Origin of the sequence: Paenibacillus sp. GM1FR (assembly GCF_002803315.1) — a bacterium.
Classification (GTDB): domain Bacteria; phylum Bacillota; class Bacilli; order Paenibacillales; family Paenibacillaceae; genus Paenibacillus; species Paenibacillus amylolyticus.
In genome coordinates, this window is record NZ_MKZL01000011.1 from 1364166 (window position 1) to 1387147 (window position 22982).

Consider the following 22982-nt stretch of genomic DNA (forward strand, 5'->3'; position numbering starts at 1 on the left):
TTTCTTATACGATTTTAAGTAAAAAAAGAAACCTACATCCTAATTGATTGCTCAGTAGCAGTCAGATAGAATATAGGTCTTCCAAGTGTTGCAAGAGGACTTATCAATTATAAAGGCGGCTGCACCAATAACAACTTTCCAAGCTGAATGACGGTTTGATCATACCAAGCTGGATGTTGCCGAACATGTTCCATACTTCGTTCATTGCCACTTGCCTCAAACACGGCCGCTTTGTCAGTTTTCTCCTGATCGATCTCGAAGCGAACTGTATGTTTCCCATTTGGTAGCTCCGGCAAGAAAACATATTGATTTCGATTATGATCGTTATAGGGTGTGAATCGATCAATAAGGAAGGGTTCCCCTCCATCCACCGACACCTTCAATCGGCCAGAATCCGGCCCCCCGATATCAAATAGCCCGATGTGGGTACCCTCAAACTCCACTGTGATCGCCTCTCCGGGATCAACTGCTCGCCATAGACCGGGGAACAACCAATCATACTCACGCACTAAAGGAAAGTCATCAGAGGTCACGTAAGACCACCCTGCGGTAAAATGAGTAAGATAATCCAGTGGCTGCATGGTTGCATACTCCCAAGGATTGGACGGGACCAATGGGTCCTGCGGCAAGTGATGTTCGACTTTTCCCACGTGATCTCGAAGTTCGCTCATTTTCTCAAACGACCGAATGATGGTGTCTGTGTAGATCTGGTGTCCTTCGGGAATTGTTGGATGGATAGAATCATGCGTGAAAATAACGGCTCCGGGGATGGACACGTCTGCTCTTGAAGTAAAAATAAGTTTTCCATCCGAAACCAATTGACTGACCGCTACGCCCAGATGAATGGAAGGAATGCCGTAATAGTCGGCGACTTCCTCTTGCATAAGAGCTCCCTTCTGGTATTCGCCGGATTGAAATGAGATCAAATCCCGCTCCTTAACCGTATATACAAACAGGATATCGATAAACCGGCTGCGCTTACGAATCTGTCGGACAATGCCTTCGATCCGCGCTTTGGACTCGGGAACTCCGCCATCATTGCCAACAAATTCAACAAACACGAGATCAGGCTGATGACGCAGTACATCTGTCTCCAAACGGGCGCAGCCGAGGTCCGATCCTGTCCCATCAATGCCTGCATTCACAGAGCGGATATCCGCATGGGGATATTGCCCCCGCAGCCAATCCGCCGTCATGACCCTGTATCCTTCAGAACGTGTATTACTGCCGCCGAAATAAACGATTGTTATTGTTTCTCCATTTTCCAACTTCTGAATGACATTAGGTAGCCCTCTTCGTGGGAAAAATTCCTTCATCTCGACTTCACCCGCCCTCACTTAGCGTTTTTAGGAGCAAAAAATTTTACAGCAAACACTTCATAATAAGGCGAACCATATGTTGCACAGAAATCAAACCGGATTTGGGTTACACCTTGTGCAAACACCTGATGTTTGTTCAACGAAAGATAATTCCCACGGACTTTAATTTCACTCTCGCTTCCATCTTCCAAGGTTAAAGTCACATCATAATCTTGAATTAATGGCTCGATTGGATCATCGAAATGCTCCAAATTCAGCTGCGAATTAAAAACAAGATGGATTTCATCCAGATTCTTGGGGCTTGCAAAACCAAATTCCAACCATTCCTGTCCTTCCGTACGTTCCGAAATCCAGACGTTCGGCAGACCATAAGGTCTGGAGAAACCGTTGACGACATTCGCGGGATTATATATATCCTGGGATGGTATCAGATCTTTGAAGCAAATGCTCTTATTAAGCTTCTTCAGCCTGGATGGCTCTTCCGGTCTATAAAGGAAGCTCACCGCTCCAGTCATTTTCTCTTCATTGCCATACACGGCAAGGCTCGCCGTACCTTCCAATACGATGTAGATTTTGTCGTCTTCTGGCTTCTTGCAGTTGAGGTCCAGTGTAATCCAGTCATCGTGACCCGCTGAAATCACCAAGTTGTAGCCTTTCAGCTCGCTGGTGGGAATATAGTTTTCCTTCCGATCCCCACCAAACAGCTTCACTTGCAACGTTTCCGAATGCTCGGATCTATTTTTAATTTTGATCTGCACGCTTTCAACCACGGGTGTCTGAATCGGCAAGACCAAACATATCGCTTTCTCCAAGGAGATCTCTTCGGTTGGATGAAGTTGTTCATAACTTCGCTGAGACGAGGCACGAATCGTTAATCCGTCTGCGAAATAAGGATCTAACGGCTCTTGAAGCCCTACAATCGTTTGCCCGTCTCGAAGCAGCTGCGCCTGAAGCTCACCCATATGGGCTTTGACGATGTCCGCAGGGTTTGTATCATATTTTACGCATAACGCAGCAGCCGTTCCTACCGCCTGCCCCATACAACCACAAGTTGCCATCACCCTTGTAGAGCCAAAAGCCACATGAGTAGCGCTTATATTGCGGCCAGCGAACATGAGATTTGGGATATTACGTGAAAATAAGCTGCGAAACGGGATATTATACAATCCCGGCACGAAATTCCACGCGGTAGCCGGCCCTTCATCGTAGATGCCGTAATTCGCATGCAGATCCATATACCAACCTCCGACGGATACCGCATCTTCGAAATGAGTCTTTTCTGTAAGATCGTTCTGAGACAGCATGTGTTCCCCTATAAACCGTCTCGACTCCCGCTTTCCCGGAATCGGGCATACATAATCCAGGATGAGATTGTCTACATCATCAAACTCACCGCTATTTTTGATATAATCCCATATCCCGTACACCAATTTCCGCAGTTCCAATGCGATGTCTTCATTATTCTTGATAATATCCAGATGTCCGCCGTATTCCAGCCACCACAATCCACCAAGCCCGTTGATTTTCCTTGGAAAAGACCGATGGTTTAATCCTTTTCTGATACTATCGAAAAACTCCAATTTCGTAATATCATACGCAAATCCAGGCCTTTTGTAAGGAACGGCATAGTCTACGTCACGGGCTTGAAACAGAATCGTATCGCCCATCGTGTAATGATCCGCCACTTCTGGAGCCAGCTCCTCCTGGTACTCATGCTTCGCCTCTCTTCCCCATCGGAAGTGAGCACCTGCTTGATACCCAACAATCCCATCCCCGGAGCAATCGATATAGGTAGGGCTTTCAAAACGGAATTTTCTCTCGGAAGCCAATTGAAGGCCCTCCACCCATTGAATTCTGCCGTTCTCCATACCCGTTTCATGTACACATGTATTCAGAAACAGAGAAATGTTAGGCTCATCATAAACCATGTCGAGCAAGACCGTATCTGATAGCGAAAGCATAAGCTTCTTGTTGTATAACGGATTATAATGAAAGATCTTCAGCTTGAGTTCTTCCACCAACCCGCCTTCGCGAGCATAATAGGATGGACTGTTTCCGAGATATGCCGACCCGTTAATGTGAACTCTGACCTCGCTGCTCGCATTTCCCCCCAGAACCGGTCGATCATTAATAAGTGAAACGTGCAGACCTTGGCGTGCGGCAGCAATGGCAGCACATATCCCGGCAACTCCTCCACCAATGACGGTTACATCTGATTTCATAAGCTCCATTTTGATAACCTCCATGATTAGATGCTCCTATCATGGTAATGGTTTTGGTCCGTTTTTTTTTACAGGATTTCGCGAAAAAATCATACATTTTTTGCATCCTTATTTGGATTCCTACCGTGTCATTTTTATCCGATATTGCTTAGGTGTATCACCCGTGTATTCTTTGAACAGTTTGCAAAAGTACCCTTCATTGACGATGCCTACTTCCTCGCACAATTCCAATAAAGAATAATCCCGGACGTTTAACAACTCGAGGGCGAGATGGATTTTTTTACGATTAATGTAGCTGATCACGCCTTCGTTCATTGTTTTTTTGAATAAGCTGCTAAAATACGATGGCGCTAGATTCACTTCCTCCGCAATTGCCTCCAACGTTAAACGTTGTTTCAAGTTTGTCTCTATAAAATGCATAGCACTCATAATTTCTGCACGATGTAATAGTTGGCCCGCATGCACGTATTCAAATGTGAAATCGCCAATATAGGCGAGCTGCTCCTGAAATGCCATAAATTCCATGGGGAAGTCTGGAACTTCCGTGGCCATCTTATTCCCCGATTTAAATTTCACGGTAATGTCTCTGTACAAATCTCTAATCATTGGCGCCATGATAGACTTGTGAATTTTATGGTCCGAAACAAATTGCGACAGATCGGCAAGTGCATTGTCCAGCTCTTCCTTGGAAATCTTCCTCTTCAGGCGTATAAGAAAATCAGCAAGCTTCTGCTGAAAGTCTGCTTTTTTGTCATTATGGTATTGGAACCGATGCATCGGTGTTTTTACGACTTTTTCGGTATGATAATAGAAATCCTCACTCACATTTTTAGCTTCCGTGTACGCCTGTTTGATCGATTCCCAGCCTCGGTGTGGACTTCCAAAAGCGACAGATACTCTTTTATTCAAATATTGATGCAAATGAGAGATGATCTGCCCTCCCAAAGATAGGCAAGCATATTCCGTTTCCATATCACTGCGGTTATTTTCCCAGGATAGAAAACCAATAAAACGATTATCCGACAGATCCGCAGCTACCCCACTACTACCATTCATCACTGTTTCTTCGATGATATTTGTTATCGCATACTTCAAGATGTTTTGATCTGCGGCCGCGTATTCGTTTCGGAAACTTTCGTACGTATTCATCTCAACGATGAAGCAGCAATAGTTGGCTTGAAAGAAATGAAACTGCATGCGATTGGCAAAATCCGATGCCCGATGAGAAGGAATTTCACCTCGGATCAATTCGTTAAAAAATTGCTTGCGGACTCTGTATTTATTTTCAAGCACGGATACGTTTAACGAGTGAAATTCCGCCTCTTTTTTCTCAAACTCATTTAAAATTCCGGCTGCCTTATCCAACGCTCGATTCAAATCGGCTTCCCTCAGCGGAACCTTTACAATGTACTCCAATACGTTGGCTTGAATCGCCCGCTGAGCGTATTCGAAGGATGAATAGGCGGTCAGAAGTATGTACTGGGTATGGGGGAGCTCCGCCTTGAGCTGCTCAATCATGGAGATTCCGTCCATTCGCGGCATTACAATATCGGATATGACGATATCCGGTTTAAGTTTTATGATCTCCTCGATCCCATTCAGCCCATTATTCGCTTTGCCCACCAGAACAAATCGTCGATCCCTATGAGAGAGTTCATTAAAAAACAATTCCAATCGTTGAATGATCAGGTCTTCATCGTCAACAATGAAGCAGGTATAGTCTCTCCCCATTATGCATCTCCTTTTGTCAATTCTGCCGGGAATACAGCGCGTATACGGGTTATTTCCTTAGGTATGCTTATGATATCCAGCCCGAATTGATCTCCGTAGTGAAGTCTTATTCGCCCATGAATATTGTTCAGCCCAATTCTTTTTCTTTTTACTTCCTCTTCACTCGGTTCTGAGTTTAAAATATGTTTTATTTTATCAGCTGGAATTCCCTCACCTTGATCAACAACTTCGATGATGACGATGCCGTCCTCCCTGTATGCATGAATCGTAATAGGCCCCTCAATTCCCCCTCCGTTATAACCATGGAAGATACTATTCTCGACAAGGGGCTGCAACAGCATCCGGAAAACTGGGAAATCCATCAGTCCTGCTTCGATATCTTCAATCAAGTGGAAGTTTCGGTTATACCGAATGTTCTGGATCTCGATATAGTCCGCAACATTGCGTAATTCCTGGCGTAGGGAAACCTTCTCAGATGCATCGTCTATCCCATACTCCAATAATGAAATAAGTGACCCGATCACCACATCTACTTTCTCTATTTGTCCGAGACGTATCACATTGCTGATTGAACCAAGTGTGTTATACAGAAAATGTGGGTTTATTTGAGACTGTAACACTTGGATTTCCAGCTTCCGCTCAAGTTCATTATGAAGCTCGGCCCGGCGAATCAGTCCCACAATTTGCTGTAACATACGATCGAATGCTCGTGAAAGATCTCCAAACTCATCGTTTCGATTAATGGTTATTGTTGTTGTGAGGATGCCTTGCTCTACCTGCTTCATTTTTGTTTTGAGCGTATAAAGTGGTTTTCTTATATATTTGGCAACCAAAAAAGAAATGAACAAACTTAAAATAAGACCTGCAGCGAGTAGCTCGAGGTAATAGGTTTCCAATCTGGACAACGCTGCTTTTAAGCGTGATTCATCGTTGATCGAGATGATGGTCCAGTTGAACTTCTCCGTTGGTTTTTTCAAAAGGGAGACCGGAATACCATCGTTGGTATACAGTTGAAGGTTTGTTTCTGTCGTATCCAGAATTTCTTCCGCTGACGTCTCTCCGATCGAAAAAGAATGATCTTGAATATTCAGAGGTCCTTTATTTTCAGAAAATCCGGCAATGATCTTACCTGACGAAGTGATCAGAGCCAGATTCATTTGTTCCTGTTTATTAATCTTGAATAAGGTTTCTTCAATGGCATTTAGATCCAAATCAACCGCAATAGCCATAGGAAACGGAGCACCGTTCAGATATCGAACCATCGTAACGGTCCAGCCAGAATACTTCGATTTGTAAGGTTCACTAACAAAGGTAGTCCTTCTATTTTTGTCAGCCGCATCAAATAAAGGTGCTCTTTCAGATAAAGGTTCATCGAATATTCGAGTAGGTGTACTTCCACCCAGAATGGATAAATCACTTTTGATCAAATAAATATTACTGACATAAATACTGTTGAGTTCATACAGCTCCCTTAATTGCTTTTTAATCACTTCGGTATTGTTAATGTTGGCTTTCACTGATGTTTCGACTGAGAAGAGAATCGTCTGGAAGGAGGAAAAATTAACAGTAAAATACTGGTCAACCTTGTCTAATATTTGATTGGTGTAAAAAATGTCATTGGTTCTTATTTCCTTTTGGACATAACGATAAGACAATTGGCTTATCAAGATGATGCAGCCTAATACAAAGGCAAATACGATAAAAAATAATTTTAAAGGCAAGCTGATTCTTCTTCGCATCCATCATCTTCCTTTTAGTTCCGTTTTAAACTAAGAATAGCATATGCTAATAAAGAGAGGGGCTACGAATAGCCACTCTCTCTTCGTTTATTTTTACTTGATAAGGCCGGCTTCTTTAAATTGCTGGATTGCTGTTTCCTTATATTTCTGCATGTCAAACTTGGTATCCAGCGTCTGGAGGAAATTGTCCCAGTTGGAAAGAGGCTCTTTGCCCGTCATAAATTTAACCAAGCTTTCATTAATGAAGCGTGTGCGGTCAGCATCCAAGCTATCGCTTGGGTCTGGGGTCAATAAATTTCCGGGCAACGTTGGCCCCACATATTGCTGATTGTCCTTGAAAGCTTCCGCCGTCTTCGGATTCTGGAAGCTGAAGTACTCCGCATCATCACCACGGCGCGGCATTCTATAATGATCAACCCACAGGTACTTTTCTTTCATTTCCTTTGATAACTCGGAGGTTTTATTTTTGATCTTGCCGTCTACAACATCCCAATGGATGCCTTTGATTCCGTATGCAAAGTTTGGATAAGCTTCTTCATCCGTAAAGAGATAATTCAGCATGGACAAGATCCGAATGATTTTATCCTCGTCCGCTTTTGCGGATATGGCCCATGAATTGCCTTGGAATGATTTTCTCTCTACAATTTGATCCCCGTAAGGACCTTTCATCGGAGGAATGACGATCCATTCGGGCACCTCTCCACTAATTTCTTTCATTTTCTGTTGATAGTCCGGTTCCAGTCTACGAGCATCTCTGATCATGAAGCCAACTCTACCCTTAAACATCTTTTGGTCCAACAGATCAGGCGAATTCATTGTCACCCAGTCCGGGTCAACCACCTTGGCTGCCATCATTTTATTAATGTAAGCAAGCGCCTCTTTCATTTTGGGATCGATAAACAGAAATACCGGTTCATTATCTTTTATCTCAACGGCTGAAGGAGGATTGACGCCAAACATCCACATTAAGCTATCAAAGCCGTATGTTTGCAGATTACCTTCTTTATTCATACCGCCGATGAATCCGTACGTATCGTTTTTGCCATTCCCGTCCGGATCTTTCTCTGTAAAGGCTTTCATAACTTCGAACAACTCATCAGGTGTCGTTGGTACTTCCATATTCAACTTTTTGAGCCAATCGTTACGGATGAAGAAGCTTCGACTGATACCGTTTACATTATCATAGCCTGGAACTCCAATGGTTTTTCCTTGATAGGACATTGCCTCCCATGAGTCGGTGCCAAACCGTTTCTGTAGTTCAGGGAATTGGTCCATATACGGTGTCAAATCCGCAAGAACACCTTGGTCGTAATATTGCGCAAGGTCAGCACGACTCTTCAAGAAGATCAAGTCTGGAATATCCCCGCCTGCAATGAGTGTATTCAGTTTGGTTGTTGCTTGCCCAGCCTGAGGAATCATCATCTCCAAGTCGATGTTCATCTCTTCTTCCAACATTTGGCGTTGAATATCTTCATCACGTGGAGGTACTGGAGCAGCAGCATTAAAAGTGCCTTGGTTAAACATTGAGATTTTCATTTTGGTTGCAAACTGGCCAGTCTGGCCTTGCGAATTACCCGAATTTGTCGATGCAACTTCTTCATTTCCCCCACATCCTGACAAAAGCGTTCCAAGTCCTAAGATTGCCGACAGAATAGCAAATGAAATCTTTTTACGCTGCATATTGACCTCTCCTTTGCTTGTATATTATCACGGTTTCCCCGTAATAAGTTAGGTTGGTACACCTTTTATCCTTTAACGGATCCCAGGAGTACACCTTTGGTAAAATGCTTTTGCAAAAATGGATAAACGATCAATATCGGGACTGTAGTTACAACTACTGTAGCCATCTGCACAGCGAACGTACTGACAGCCCCGGAATTGGCGAGCGAATCAGCGCTTTGAGTTGCAACGTTAAGCAGGATGTTACGCAAAATCACTTGAAGTGGCATGTAGTTGGAATCATTGATATATACAATGGCATCAAAATAACTGTTCCAATGCCCGACTGCGTAGAATAAGGAAATGGTGGACAGTACGGGTAAGGACAGGGGTAAAATGATCCGCCATAACGTCTGAAGTTCACTGGCACCGTCTACCCTCGCTGATTCCTCAATTTCACCAGGTAATTGTTCAAAAAAACCTTTGATGATCACCAGATTAAATGCACTAATGAGATTTGGAATAATCAATACCCAAGGACTGTTTAACAATCCCAAAGAGCGGATTAGTAAATAAGTCGGAATTAATCCCCCACTGAACATCATGGTAAACACAATGAAGAGTAAAAATGGACTTCTTCCGGGCAAATATTTTTTGGATAACGGGTAGGCCGCGATTACCGTAAAAAACACGTTTAACGCAGTCCCTACAATCGTTCGGAACAACGTAATTTTATACGCCTGCCAGATTCCATGAGAAATGAATACTTCTTTATAGGCCAGAAAGGTAAAGGATTCTGGTATAATCACAATCCCCCTTCTTAATACTTCCGATTCAGGTGTTACGGAGACAGCAACCACATATAGAAAGGGCAGCACGCACAGTAGGGATAATATAATAAGAACTACATAAACGACGGTTTGCCAGACTTTTTCCCCGATTGTCATATGGATCATTCTAAAGACCACCTCACCAGATTTGCCCATCGAATTTTTTGGCGAGCTTGTTTGCTGCCAACACTAAAGCAAATCCGATGACAGCTTTAAACAATCCTACAGCAGTAGCCAAGCCAATCTTAAGACGCTCCAACCCTTCCCGGTATACCCATGTGTCGATAATATCGATCTTCTCTTGGTTAAAGGTGTTGGCAAACATGAATATTTGGTCAAAACCCGCATCCAGGATATGGCTTAATTTAAGAATCAGCATCAGAATAATGACTCCTCGAATACCAGGTAACGTGATATGCCAGAGCTGTCTCCATTTGGATGCACCATCCATTCGAGCTGCTTCATACAAGCTTGGATCGATTCCTGCCAAGGCGGCAAGGTACAAAATCGCCCCCCATCCAATATCCTTCCATACTTCAGATAAGATGATCAGCATTCTGCCCCAGGCAGGTTCCGTTAGAAACGAGATGGGTTCAACACCAAAATCCTTCAAAATCATGTTAAAGAGACCATCCCCTGGGGCTAGTAAGGCTACCATAATTCCATACACGATGACCCATGATAGAAAATGAGGCAAATAAGTGATGGTCTGTACGATTTTTTTAAACCATTGGCTGTAAACTTCATTGAGGAGTAAAGCCAGCACGATGGGCGCGGAGAAACCGAACAATAGCTTATACAGCGATATGACGATCGTATTTTTCATGATGTCCCAAAAATAAACGCCGTTCATAAAATCCGTAAAATTTTTGAATCCCACCCATGGGCTATCCCATAGTCCCAAAGCCAGGTTGTAGTTTTTAAAAGCAATCATAATTCCCGCCATAGGAATGTATTTGAATACCGCAAAGTAAATTAAAGCTGGTAATAAGAGAGCATACATCACTTTGTGCTTTTGTATCGTCCTTATCCATGTCTTTCGCTTTTTGGAGATGGGAATGGCGTCCGCTGCCAATTTTGCTTGCATTTCATCACCTCGTCTTTGTTTGTATTTGTATAATAGCACCCACCTACCGGATAAATTTCTGAAATATCAAGAATTTCTTATAAGATTTTAAGGAAGTGTGCCTGGCTCGTTCCAACAGCTAATCCCGGCAGGTGAGACAAGAACTGTTCTACTAAAATAAAAAAAAGCCGCTATAATAGCGACTTTCAAATGCCGTATTTATACTTCTCCCCAAAAAATCTCAGTTTCATAATCGAATTCAACAAGACCATTTTGATTATTTTTATCAAATAAATTACGCAGTTCTGTCATCATAGGATCGTAATTTGGATGCCCGGGTACAGGGCTGTAAGAAGATGATAACAACCGGCCTTTCAATCCCTCGAAATCGAACTCCTGACTCATTCTGAATCGCATTTCATGCATTGAACCTTCCTTGAAAAAAGAGAGAAGCATCGCCTGAGAAATATTTTTATGATTAACTTTTTCGTAGTCGGTTCCATATGTATGGAGCAGTTGATTGTACTCTTCACGAAATGGAGTACCGTTAGTAAGACGTGAATTCCAGATGAGTATTACTCTCCCACCTGGCCGTAGAATTCTGCGGAACTCGATTTGGGCTGCGGAGCGATCAAACCAGTGAAATGCCTGAGCACAGACAATAAAATCAACCGACTGATCAGGTAATCCAGTAGACTCAGCAGAACCTGATGTACTCTGAAATTTCGGATTACTTTCTAACATTTGCTCGGCGGCTTCCCGCATTGCCTGATTTGGCTCGACTGCGACTACATAGCTTCCGCGTTCCAGAAGTAGTTTTGAAATGATGCCAGTGCCTGAACCGATGTCTGCTATATTACTGCTCACACGTAAACCAACGACGTCGTACAAATAGTCAATAGCCTCTTTTGGATAACTCGGGCGGTATTTCAAATACGAATCGACCCGGCTCGAAAACCGTTCTCTATTGTTCATCGATCGTCACGCTCCCATCACTATTTTGACATCCTATATACTGGCTTCAGTAATAGCTTCAAAATCTTGCTGCCCCAAAAAGCAAATACCGTCGTTCCGGTCCATGAGCTGCGCTTATCTTGGCTGTATTGATCGTTGATCATATAAGTCCGAGTCGAAATAGGACTCTTCAGACCGAACTGTTCCCATTTCTCGGGATCATTCGAACCTGCGAGTTTTCTAAGCATATTTGCCGATTCATGATCTATTTTAGCCGGAATTTGCTCGAATGCTTGGGTGATTTGCGTATGAAACTCGTCGAGTGGGTTACGACTGGTAATGCTCTCGAGATGAATGCTTTCACGAATGTAAGAAACGTATGCCAGATGGTCAGCCCAGAACTCGTCGATATAAAAAAGCCGTACACGCCGCTCCGATGGACTCATCAGTCTCTCAGCTTTCAAAATTCCGAACCGTTCTTCATATAGAATTCGCCTCTGATCCTCCACCATATCCGAATAACAGTTCAATTCCCGCTGAATATCGAAGTTTTGACCTATAATAACGCGCTGGATATGCTCGATTTTGCTGTGGAGCGCCGGATCATCAAGAACCTCGTCCTGATTTGGAGCGCGAAACAGTTTATGAATGCCAAAGCGAAGCATCAACTCGTCCTCCAGGCTAATATAAAATACGGAAGACCCAGGGTCAGCTTGGCGGCCGCAACGTCCGCGCAACTGGTCGTCAATCCGCATGCTTTCGTTCACATATGTACCTATCACGTATAATCCGCCCAGTTTGGCAACCACTTCTGCCTGTGCGGGATTACCGCCACCGAGACGAATGTCGACGCCGCGCCCTGCCATATTCGTAGATACCGTTACCGCGCCTATTTCTCCCGCTTTAGCGATGATTTTGGCTTCTTTTGCATCGTTTTTTGCATTCAGAACCTGGCAAGGTACGCCAGCAACGGAAAGCGCCTCCGCGAGCATATCAGATTCCTCGACGCTTGACGTACCAATAAGAATGGGGCGTCCTACCCTATGGACGGAAGAGATTTCTTGTACAAGCGCCTTATATTTGGCTTCTTTATGGGTGTAAATTCGGTGTTTGTGATCGATCCGTATGTTTGGCTGGTTTGGCGGTATTTGCACGACTTGCAGCGCATAGATATCCTCAAATTCCATTGCTGAAGCATGCGCCGTAGCCGTCATTCCGCAAATTCCCGAATACAGGCTAATAAAATGTTGAATAGTGATCGTGCCGAGAATTCTCCCACCGGCCTTCCACTGCAACCCTTCTTTTGCCACCAGCGCAGCTTGCAGCCCGTCTGGCAAATACCTGTTCTCGGCCACGCGTCCGGTGTGTTCTTCGATTAGCTCGATTACACCGTCCCTGACGATGTAATCAACGTCTTTTTTTAATAACGATTCCACATGCAGCGCACAATTCAATGACGTTAACCAATGACTGTTATGGCTATCGTACAAATTGCCACATCCCAGCAGCAACTCTGCTTTTGCAGCACCCGCTTCATTCAAGTAAACGTTCCGCTGGAACTCGTCAAAATCGTAATGCTCTCCTGGCTGCAGCTGCCGGGCCACTTCTGCGAAAAGAACGCCATCACTTTTGGAAGCACTCGAATCGCCACTAATGACTAACGGCACTCGTGCTTCATCAAGAAGCAATGAATCTGCTTCATCGACGATGACGTAATGGAAAGGACGATGCACGGTATCAGCTTCATTAAATGCGATTGTGTCGCGCAAATAATCGAACCCTGCTTCTTTAGCTGTAACATAGGTTATGTCCTTGGCGTAAGCTTCCCGTTTCTCGAACAGGCTCATGCCCGCTTGAACCGAGCTTACCGTTAACCCGAGGAAGCGATAGATCGGTCCCATCCACGCTGCATCTCGATTTGCCAAGTAGTCGTTAAAAGTAAGCACATGAACGCCTTTGCCTGTCAAAGCGTTGAGATAAACAGGCATAACAGCAGAGAGTGTTTTTCCTTCACCGGTATGCTGCTCGATCAAAAATCTTTCGTGCAAAGCGATAGCAGCCATAATCTGGACATCATAAGGATGTAATCCGAGTGTTCTCTTCGCAGCCTCGCAGACTAAAGCATAAGCATCAACAAGTAGCTCATCCAAAGGCGTGCCTGATCTTGCTTCTTCTTGCAGCCGAAGAGATTCCGCTTGCAGGTGCTGATCATCCCAAATTTCCAAGTTCCGTTTCCTGATAAGCTCCACTTTGTCTCGATAATCCTTCAACAAACGCCGGTTATCTCGCTCTTTGAATTCACGTATCAACTTGACGACTACATTCATCGGAATTTGATTCCTCCTTAGTAGAAATAAGTTGTGAAAAGAAAAGACTCCATATGGAGTCTTTTCTGTCGATGATTAAAGTGCCACCAAACCATTCGTTATAAGAGAAACCTACTTTACTTCTCCGATGGGAGTGGTGTAAAGAGCAGATTGACCGGCAGGTTGCTTCCTGGCGCGGCAGAGAAAAGAATCGTTACGCTCTCTCCAGTTAACCCGGTGCGGTAAAGAACGCTTTGTTCACTTGAATTGGCAACCGCAACGTTACCTTCGGCAATCGATACCAACTGATTGTTCACCAGCGCTACTCCGGAGTACTTCCCTCCACGAGGGTTAAAGGAGATAAGCGTACGCGGTGCAACATTGGTCAGCGTGATTTTGTACAATACGCCAAAATTACCCGCATTGGATGCGTCTGTGTAAGCCATCGGATCTGTTCCTACCAGATTGGGATCGCTTGAATTGTCACCAAGTGGCAGACGGGCAGGTTTGATTCCCACGTGCTCATCGTATTTTATAATGCGAGTCGCATTCGGGTACGTACCCCGGTTGTGCACTCCGTCACGATCCAGCACAGGTAGCAATGACAAAGCCTCGAAAGGATCTTTATTTTCTTCCACCAGGATAACGTTATAGTCTAAGGAATAATCACTATAAGCGTCCGAATAGAGGGAGATTACTTGTCCTTCTTTCATTGGCGTTTTATTAAGTTCTGTCAAAATCAGTTTGCTTTCCCCAGGTTGAAGGTACTCTTTCTTTTGATCCGCTCCAGTCTGAATCGACTTGAACCATTTATCAATAGACAATTTCCCAGCTACGGTAGCATACGGTGTAGGTCCGGCAAAGCCCATATTCTGTTGTTCAAATACTGCCGGATTTGGGTTGTTATTGGTTGCAATTACATACATTTTTACTCTTTTGCCTGTATTGTTCACGTGGTGAATCATGAAACGGGTCTGCCCCGAAGATGATTCTTTATATACAATGCCTTCCGTATTCACAGTTTCCGGACTGTTACTGCGGATCAGCAAACTTGGCTCATCCATGTACGTATAAGGCACTTTCTCCATCGTAGTCACTTCGCCGCCATTAAAGGTGAATTTCTGTCCTACCGGCGTGAAGAGTAAATTGAAGTCGGTAAATGAATATAAGGTCTCATTCGTTATGGTAATGACTTTGGAGTACGTGTTTGTAGCGCCGTGATTATCGGTAACAGTAAGTGTCACCGTTTTTGGACCCGGTTCAAAGAACGCAAGTGAATTATTCTCCCACACCGCTTTATCAATATTATTTTCATCATCTGTACTTTGGTCTGTGTATGTTATTTTTTCGCCCATTTTATACTCTTCTTTATCCGTGGCGAACATGGCTACAGGAGGAAGATTAGGAGCCAAAACTTCAATCGTAGTTGAATAGGGATCGCTCCATTGACCATTGGAATCCTGTACTTGATATGAAATCGTATATGTACCTGCTTGATCAAATGAATCCTGGCGACCAGCCCAGCGTTCGTCAACGATATCCATTCCATTAGGTGAACTGGAAGAAGTCACGTAGTCTACTTGATCACCCGCAAAAATTTCCTTTTGGGAAATGGTAAAGCTTGCAACAGGTTTTGTATTAAGATTCAACACAACCGTTTTAGCCGACTGATTCACTTTATAGGTGATGTTCAGAGCTTGAGTAATGGAAGTTAACGGCACCATGAATGTACTTTTTTGCTGATAAGCAGGGCCTTTCATCGTTCTGGTCTCTCCATTTACCGTATAGTCCTTGCTGTTAGTTTTGAATCGGAGTTCATCCTCACCACTAATAATGATGGTTTCCTTGGTTTTGTTATCGTATTTGACGCCATATCCCACACGGTCAACCAGCGCACGGATTGCAACATAGGATACACCGTTTTTTACAGCCATTGGCTGTCCAGCAAGATACGTTTTTCCATCCTGCTCCATTTTGTTGCTATTCATGTACAACGTCAGATTTCCACCTGCTACTGCAGGAGACGTCCCATCAACGGATGGTTGCTCTATCTGAGCAGGCGTAGCTGGCGTTTCAACCTTCTCAGGGGTTTCCTCTTGAACTACAGGTTTTGTACCCGTTTCGTTTGCAGGGGTCTCTCCCCCATCCAATGCAGGTTTCTCGCTCTCTGTTTTAGGTGTTGCCTCAGTGCCGGTTGAGGTTTGTGTGTCCTTGGCTTCAGTGGGCGGAGTATTGATAGATTTGTTATTGCTCTCCGTCTTCACTTCACGCTCTGCAATCGGTTGCTCTTGCTGTAACACCTCAACTGATTCTACATTGGCTGTGTTTACTGACGCGGTGTCACCTTGCGGTGCTGATTGCGCACTCACAGAACCAACTGCAAATGCTTGAAAAACGGCTAAAGCGGTAAAAATGGATAATTTCTTCTTCATATTCATGTGTTGTCTTTGGCTCCTTCTACTCTCTAGTAATGTATAACCCCTCAAAAAGTCATAGTATTAGACGCTAGATTTAGGAAAAAGTTTCTAATTGAATTGTAAATTATGGATTTTTGTGCAACTATTTTTTCAATGTTTGGTTATAAGTTCTTTGAATAAGAAGCGCCTATTGAATAATAGTTTTGATTTTGCACAAGATAATCCATGTCGCATTTTATAAAGAGGTGGATCAATGACCCCAACCAATCAGGCTTTTTCTGAATTAAAAATGAATATTTCTTATGTTGAACAGTCCCTCTACTGTACTGACGATTTGAAACAACAACAGCTTCTACTTAATGGTGTACAGAGTGTGCTTCTCTATATCGATTCACTTGTAGATCAGGAGATCATTCAAACACATGTCTTAACAGCACTGAATAGCCAAGCTCATTCGGAGATTTACCCATCGTTCACCACTTTAGAAAGTAGAAAAGATACGGATCTGCAACGTGGAATAGATTCACTTATTCAAGGGAAAAGTCTTTACATAATCGATGGGTACCCGGAGTTTTACATTCTTTCTACCGAGAAAATGTATGTCCGAAGCACAACCGAACCGGAGAATGAAGGCGTTATTCGAGGGCCGCACAATGGATTCGTAGAGCAGCTTTCGGTTAATTTGAATCTGATCCGTAGACAAATTATTAGTCCATCCTTAATCGTTCGATATTTTAACGTCGGCGAGAAGACACATACCAAAATTGCAGTTGTATATCTTCAGGACTTGGCCAATCCGGAGTTGGTGAACGAAGTAAAAGAGCGAATCACGTCCATATCTTCAGATATGGTGCTCGCTCCAGGTTTTATTGAAGAGTTTATGGAGGATAACCCCTTCTCTCTGTTTCCCCAGCAGCTCAATACAGAAAGACCTGACCGGGTTATTGCCAACTTGATGGAAGGACGTGTCGCCATACTTGCGGAAGGAAGTCCTTCAGCTCTTATCGCTCCAGTTACGTTTTTTGCTTTTTATCAAAGTCCGGATGATTACCATGGTCGCTGGATTGTCAGTTCCTTTTTACGGTTAATTCGCATGATGAGTTTTGTCATTGCTTTTACATTACCTGCTGTTTATATTGCAACCATCTCTTTTCACTCCGCTATTTTACCGATCGAACTGGCACACACGATCAAGAAATCATTGCAGAACATCCCCTTTCCTGCACTTGTATAGGCAATGCTGCTTGAACTGATCTTTGAAGTATTAAGAGAAGCCGGGGTCCGACTTCCCAGCCGAGTGGGCCAGACCATCGGCATCGTTGGCGGTTTGGTTATCGGAGATGCTATCGTTCGTGCGGGGCTTGTATCCTATACAATGATTATTGTGGTTTCACTAACCGCTATCTCGTCGTTTTTGGTGCCTTCGCATGAGATGAGTTCGGCAGTCCGTATTCTCCGCTTTCCAATGATGATTGGAGCGGCGCTTTTTGGATATATCGGCATCGCATTTGGTCTGGTGATTCTAACCATTCACCTCTGTAAGATGGAAAACTTCGGATCGCCTTATTTTGCTCCAGTGGCCCTTTCCGATTAGCTGACATGAAGGATGTATGGATTCGATTTCCCATCTGGGCGCTTCGCGGGCGTCCTCATGATGCCCGCCCGCAGCGGCTGAATCAGCAGAAGTTCTCTAGGAGTTGGAAAAAACGTGAATAAGGAAACAACAATCACTCGGGGACAACTATTCTTGCTCATTTTGAAATTTGAGATCGGTGTAGATATTCTGTCCCTCCCTTACCGTATACACCTTATCTCTAAAGGCGGAGGATGGATTTCTGTTTTTCTTGGAGGGTTCCTGATCCAACTTGTCATACTGTTGTGCTGGCTTTTGATGCGAAGATTCCCGAGTTCGTCCATTTATCACATCGTAACGCTGATTACGGGTAAATGGATTGGCAAGTTGCTGATCATTGCATACGTTGGATATTTCCTGTTAATGGGTACTTCTGTTCTGGTGAACGCTTACGGTGTGATTAATCGCTGGATGCTGCAGGATACGCCTCGGTGGGCTATATTAGCCCTCTTCTTGTTCAGCAGTATCTATTTGGTTCGGCAAAAATTACGAATCATTGCGCGAGTACTTGTACTCATCTCCTTTTTGGTCTTGCCCATGATGGTATTGATCAGTTATGGACTCAAGGAAATCAATCTGTTATATCTTTTGCCTTTAACCGAAGCAGGATGGCCCAATATCATTAGTGGATCAACCGAAACATTAATGGCTATGTTCGGATTCGAGTTTTTTCTCGTTGTGTTTCCTATGGTTGAAGGTAGCAGCGGTGGCAAACTCAAGTCTGTTGCTTTAGCAAGTGCTGTAGTCGTGGTGTTGTATGCATTCACCGTGTTCATTTGTTCAACGGCGTTCAGCCCCCAGCAACTTGACTTAATGCCTGAACCGGTCATATATCTGCTCCGCTCTATCCCACTCGGAACAATGGATCGGGCCGATTTCCTGTTCCTCCCTATCTGGTTAATTTCAATTTTTGGGGCCATATGTGGCTATTACTATACGGCATCCTATGGTATAAGTTATCTCTTCAAACAAAAACACCATAAAAAAGCGGTGCCTTATGTCGTTCTTGCTTCTTGCATAATTGCCTATCTGCCACAACAGAAGGAAAAACTTGAGTTAATTAGTACGGTAGCCAACAGATCGGCATACTTTTTCCTCATGATCCTGCCTCTGCTACTGTTGGTTCTATCTTATATAATGAAACGAAAAGAGAAGATGATATGAGTAAACGAGGAAAAATCCTTGTCCTGCTGATCCTGCTTATGGTGATGACGGGATGCTGGGATCAGGATAGTTTAAAAGATGCAAGACTGGCTAATGCTTCGGCGTTCGACATCACCTCAGAGGGTGAAATTAAACAGACGCTTGAAATTGTCGATGATTCTGAGAGTCAACAAGGGAGCAACGGTAATGAAGTCCACTCAGGCACCGGGAGATCCGTCCGTCAAAGTACAGATAGAATTCGTGCTAAAGTGACTGGTGATATCCGGTTTTTCAAATATGGGATGATCTTATACGGCAACAAACTCGCACAAAATGATATCTACCCCTACCTGGACGTCTTGTATCGGGAACCCGATTACCCAACCTCACATGTGAAAATTGCGATTGTGGATGGCAATGCCGGAGATCTGGTACACCAAAAAAAAGTTGGCAGCATATTAATTGGTGATTTTATTACCAAAAAAATTAAGAGTCTGGAGGAATTATGTATTTTTCCGGAAATGACGTTAGAGACCCTTCTCCCTCCCATGCTGGATCCGGGACAGGATTTTACACTGCCTTATCTATATAAGGATGGAGAGGAGATTGATGCTCGGGGAATCGCCCTGTTTCATGGGCAAAGGTTCAATGGGAGTCTTACTACCGAACAGGCTTCTCTATACATTATTATGAGTGGGAAATGGAATAAAGCAGCGCGTTTTGTCAAAAAGGTCCACCCAGGGCCTTCCAACAACCCGCGGAACTATGTCACTTATGAAGCAAATATCGCACAAATTAAGCGCAAACTTGCGGTAAAGGTGGCAAGTGATAGCCAAATTGATGTGAACCTCCGTATCGAACTTCCAGTAACGATCGTTGAGTATGCAATGAATCATCTTCAGGAAAAGGACACGATTGAACGTCTGAACAGCCAGTTATCCGATGACATGACTCAGGACGCAGAACAAATTATCAAGACACTTCAGCAAAGCGGCTGTGATTCCTTCGGTATTGGCAGACATTTAATTGCCCATTACCCGGACTTATGGAAAAGCCTAAACTGGAATAAAGAATATGCCCAAGTTCGTTTTCACCCGGAAGTAAAGGTTACAATAGTCGGCAGCGGCGTTTTAAATTAATAACATGCTGTCGTGCAATTGGGAAAGCTCTCTTCCATTTGGAAGAGAGCTTTTGACTGTTGACTTAAAAAGAAGGATTTGCTAATACCTCTAGTCGTTAAGAAGCACTTCAGTGAAAAGCTTTATCGTGCCTGGTTGAGTATAACATCGGCAGTGAAGCTGAGCTATAAAATAGGTGAAAGAAGACGTGATATTCCTTCTTTAAATTTGATAATAAGGGACCTGTTTCTATAACGATCAGAAGTAAGTTCTGTACTTAACTGGCTATCTTGATGAAACAATTCTTGAAGTTGTTTCGCAACTCGCTCGTCATATACAATTGCATTCACCTCAAAATTCAACCTAAAGCTCCGGGAATCAATATTCATCGTCCCTACTGAAGCGACTTCTTCGTCTACTACAATGGTCTTTGCGTGTAAGAATCCATTATCATACAACAGAATCTTGGCTCCATAGTCCAATAATTCACCAGCATACGCCCAAGTCGCCCAATATACAAACGGGTGATCGGGCTTATTGGGAATCATAATGCGCAGATCCACCCCGGATAACAGTGCGATTTTACATGCATCCATAAAAGTGCTGTCAGGAATAAAGTAAGGCGTTTGAATATACACACTCTTTTTGGCATTTACTATAAGCTTGATGTACATATTCTTCAGGTGTTCCACCTGTGAGTTAGGACCACTAGACACAATCTGAACTGGACTTGAACCATCAAGCTTTGCTGTGTTGAAGGAGAATTGTTCGTAACTTACTTGATGGGATTTGCTGGCGTGTTTCCAATCCAAAATAAACCTGCCTTGAATATGATTAACGGCATCTCCGTGCATTTTAAAATGTGTATCACGCCAGTATCCAAACTTTTTATCCATGCCTAGATACTCATTCCCCAGATTAAATCCGCCAATATAAGCAATCTCCCCATCAATAATACAAAGTTTTCGATGATTTCGATTATTCATACGGAAATTTAATGGCCTAATCAGTGACGGGAAAAAGACCTCTACTTCTCCACCGGCAGAGATCAGTTCTCTGAAAAACTTCAATGAAAGTTTCTTTGAACCAATTTCGTCATAGAGAACTCGCACTTTTACGCCTTCTTTAGCTTTTATGGTTAATTCATCTCGTAATTTCTTCCCTAAGGAATCCGGTTGAATAATGTAATATTGGATGTTAATCTCTTTCTTGGCTTCCTTGATATCAGTAAATAAAGAATCAAATTTCTCTTGTCCATCATCGAAGATGAATATCTCATTGTCATTGGTTAGGATTGCATTGGATGATGTGAGATTCAATTGAATCAGGTCAGCATATTTCATGAGCAGGGGATTGTTTTCCTTACGTTGCTCCTTCAATGTCACTAACTGGTTCTCGACAATTAACTTTAGGGAGTTTCTCTCTTCAGCTGAAAGTCCGTAGAAATTTTTCTTTTTGAGGTTACGTCCCAAAAAGAGATAAACGATAAAACCTAAAATAGGAATGAAGTAAAATATCATGAGCCAGGCCCAAGTATAACCAATGTCTCTCCTTTCAAAAAACAAAAATACCGCTGAGAGTAATATGTTTATAATCATAACGAGCGAAAGTATCAGCGTGACCATACTGTTATATCTCCTGCCTTCCATTGACTTTATGTAAATAATAAAAAATGCTTATTACTTAGCTGTTCTCGAATGAAGCCGTCATCACAAAGAATATGATAACATACTTGAGGAATACTAAATCTATTAAATGATAATCACTAGACATTGAACTAAAAAAGAATCCACTTCCTATAAAAGAAGGGATTCTTTCACATTGAATATCCTATACTTAGAATCTGTAATTCAAAGAGAACGCAATTTTGATACTTGTTGTTCCCAAACCGGCTCCAATGAGACTTATAGAATTAATTGTTGGCGCAGTATAAGATCTACTGCTACCTGGGGCTACGACAAAACCAGGAATTTGAACACCGTCAATAAGCAAAGCAGCGGTGGGTGAAACCCCCACTCCGTTATTCTCAATTAGAATAGTTCCGTTTATCAGAAACGTTGAGGAATTTTCGTATATAATTGTTGGTGTCCCTCCCGTATCTGACAAACTTATCGTAGTACATACGGCATCGTTTACCACCGCTGGAGAAACCGTATTATTACAATTACCAATTTGAGCCATTAATGAACCTCCTTAAAAATACTCTTTCTATAAATATATGTGGGGAGATAGTAGTGGTTCGGGCTATTCCAACTTTGTTTCCATTTATTCCTCATCCTCTTCTTCATTTAGAACTTGATAGTATATATCTATTCCAAATGTGCCGCTTGCAATATTGTTTAAGCTCTTTTCAATCTCCACTTCAATATGATGCATTCCGGCACAGCTAAAAGCACAGGTGTTACCCGGTAGAACAGGAAGCGAACACGTTCCTTCATTATGTATTATGTTCAAAAAGACAGATGAATTACTTTGTTTATGATTATAAATACTTACTGTACCATGTACTTTTAAGGTTGAAGATGCTGACCACAGCGTTAAAACCTCTGTTATGTTTGCTGAATTTATATGGAACTCCCCACAAATAGTTGTTTCAGCGAGACGAGTATTCACTCAGACTGCTCCCTTCCATAATTCTTCCTTTCATTTATTTTATTAGTGATCTGCTGTTTTCATGTATGATTATGCTCCTAATGAACAACAAAAAAACCGCTACATTGGTCATACCCCTGTCAAGTAGACAGATGAAAAAAGCTATGCTGCCAGCGCGCATCGATATTCAATCGGTGCGCGCTGTTTGAGTTTGGCTTGAAAGCGTCGGTAGTTGTAATTGTACACGTAATCT

The 22982-nt window shown here is 43.1% G+C and carries 15 protein-coding genes and 1 pseudogene; 3 read left to right on the top strand and 13 right to left on the bottom strand.

Going from position 1 to position 22982, the window contains the following annotated elements:
- Positions 1-107: 107 nt before the first annotated feature.
- The 10 genes from PAEAM_RS11745 to PAEAM_RS11790 form a co-directional block, all read right to left on the bottom strand.
- Positions 108-1316, bottom strand: a complete 1209-nt coding sequence (locus PAEAM_RS11745; RefSeq protein ID WP_100527619.1) for an SGNH/GDSL hydrolase family protein — start codon at positions 1314-1316, stop codon at positions 108-110.
- A 17-nt stretch (positions 1317-1333) separates the two neighbouring features.
- Positions 1334-3565, bottom strand: coding sequence for an FAD-dependent oxidoreductase (locus PAEAM_RS11750; RefSeq protein WP_100527620.1), 2232 nt, complete (start codon positions 3563-3565; stop codon positions 1334-1336).
- Between the two features lie 96 nt (positions 3566-3661).
- The gene (locus tag PAEAM_RS11755; RefSeq protein WP_100527621.1) at positions 3662-5272 is read right to left on the bottom strand and encodes a response regulator transcription factor; all 1611 of its coding nucleotides are present in this window, start codon (positions 5270-5272) and stop codon (positions 3662-3664) included.
- Positions 5272-6789, bottom strand: a complete 1518-nt coding sequence (locus PAEAM_RS11760; protein WP_243391314.1) for a sensor histidine kinase — start codon at positions 6787-6789, stop codon at positions 5272-5274. Before PAEAM_RS11760 ends, PAEAM_RS11755 begins: the two co-directional genes overlap by 1 nt.
- A 315-nt stretch (positions 6790-7104) precedes the next feature.
- The gene (locus PAEAM_RS11765; RefSeq protein ID WP_100527623.1) at positions 7105-8691 is read right to left on the bottom strand and encodes an extracellular solute-binding protein; all 1587 of its coding nucleotides are present in this window, start codon (positions 8689-8691) and stop codon (positions 7105-7107) included.
- Positions 8692-8756: 65 nt separating this feature from the next.
- Positions 8757-9626: a carbohydrate ABC transporter permease gene (locus PAEAM_RS11770; RefSeq protein ID WP_036615551.1), complete on the bottom strand. Its 870-nt coding sequence runs from the start codon at positions 9624-9626 to the stop codon at positions 8757-8759.
- A 13-nt stretch (positions 9627-9639) separates the two neighbouring features.
- Positions 9640-10587 (bottom strand): ABC transporter permease, encoded by a 948-nt coding sequence (locus tag PAEAM_RS11775; RefSeq protein WP_036671347.1) that lies wholly within the window; start codon positions 10585-10587, stop codon positions 9640-9642.
- 198 nt (positions 10588-10785) lie between these two features.
- Entirely contained in the window at positions 10786-11541 is a 756-nt protein-coding gene (locus tag PAEAM_RS11780) for a class I SAM-dependent methyltransferase (RefSeq protein ID WP_100527624.1), read from the bottom strand.
- Positions 11542-11561: 20 nt separating this feature from the next.
- Positions 11562-13847 (bottom strand): preprotein translocase subunit SecA, encoded by a 2286-nt coding sequence (locus PAEAM_RS11785; RefSeq protein ID WP_100527625.1) that lies wholly within the window; start codon positions 13845-13847, stop codon positions 11562-11564.
- Positions 13848-13963: 116 nt separating this feature from the next.
- Positions 13964-16264, bottom strand: coding sequence for a copper amine oxidase N-terminal domain-containing protein (locus PAEAM_RS11790; RefSeq protein WP_100527626.1), 2301 nt, complete (start codon positions 16262-16264; stop codon positions 13964-13966).
- A gap of 232 nt (positions 16265-16496) precedes the next feature.
- On the opposite strand from PAEAM_RS11790, the pseudogene PAEAM_RS11795 reads away from it, so the two are divergent.
- The 3 genes and pseudogenes from PAEAM_RS11795 to PAEAM_RS11805 all read left to right on the top strand — a co-directional run bounded on the left by PAEAM_RS11795 (position 16497) and on the right by PAEAM_RS11805 (position 20158).
- Positions 16497-17959: pseudogene (locus PAEAM_RS11795) on the top strand (spore germination protein).
- On the top strand, positions 17952-19040 hold the full coding sequence (locus PAEAM_RS11800) for a GerAB/ArcD/ProY family transporter (protein ID WP_100527627.1): 1089 nt from the start codon (positions 17952-17954) through the stop codon (positions 19038-19040). The pseudogene PAEAM_RS11795 and the gene PAEAM_RS11800 overlap by 8 nt, the downstream one beginning before the upstream one ends.
- On the top strand, positions 19037-20158 hold the full coding sequence (locus tag PAEAM_RS11805; RefSeq protein ID WP_100527628.1) for a Ger(x)C family spore germination protein: 1122 nt from the start codon (positions 19037-19039) through the stop codon (positions 20156-20158). Before PAEAM_RS11800 ends, PAEAM_RS11805 begins: the two co-directional genes overlap by 4 nt.
- Before the next feature lie 164 nt (positions 20159-20322).
- On the opposite strand, the gene cls is transcribed toward PAEAM_RS11805, so the two are convergent.
- From cls to PAEAM_RS11820, 3 genes are all read right to left on the bottom strand, one after another.
- Complete coding sequence (gene cls / locus PAEAM_RS11810) at positions 20323-21762, bottom strand: cardiolipin synthase (RefSeq protein ID WP_100527629.1); 1440 nt, start codon at positions 21760-21762, stop codon at positions 20323-20325.
- Positions 21763-21973: 211 nt separating this feature from the next.
- Positions 21974-22318 carry a DUF3992 domain-containing protein gene (locus tag PAEAM_RS11815; protein WP_100527630.1) on the bottom strand — a complete coding sequence of 115 codons (345 nt, stop codon included), beginning with the start codon at positions 22316-22318 and terminating at the stop codon, positions 21974-21976.
- Positions 22319-22402: 84 nt separating this feature from the next.
- Positions 22403-22750 (bottom strand): S-Ena type endospore appendage, encoded by a 348-nt coding sequence (locus PAEAM_RS11820; RefSeq protein ID WP_076317822.1) that lies wholly within the window; start codon positions 22748-22750, stop codon positions 22403-22405.
- Positions 22751-22982 lie beyond the last annotated feature (232 nt).